Genomic DNA, 251 nt, shown 5'->3' with positions numbered 1-251 from the left:
TTTTTGACCCATCCCTGATACGTTGCAAGTCATGCCGGAGCTGTTTGAGTTTTTATTGAGTGCTCTAGAGGATCTGAGCTCCTCATTGTCACATGAGTTTAGAACACCAGTAGCGCGTTTGAAGTTTGCATTCGCGATGTTAGAGGATAATACTCTTGAGATCAATGCTCCGGACTATTTATGTGATATGCATATGGCTTTTCATGAGCTGGTATCCTTTGTATCAGTAATGTTGGAAAACGCTCGTTTAG

General features: G+C 41.8%; 1 protein-coding gene. It reads left to right on the top strand.

From position 1 onward, the window contains the following. Positions 1 to 31: 31 nt before the first annotated feature. On the top strand, positions 32 to 251 hold a 220-nt coding region (locus CWB76_RS20190), incomplete at its 3' end, for a histidine kinase dimerization/phospho-acceptor domain-containing protein (RefSeq protein WP_349304285.1).

The organism is Pseudoalteromonas sp. S1609, assembly GCF_005887255.1.
Lineage (GTDB): Bacteria > Pseudomonadota > Gammaproteobacteria > Enterobacterales > Alteromonadaceae > Pseudoalteromonas.
This window is presented reverse-complemented; position numbering and strand designations above follow the sequence as displayed.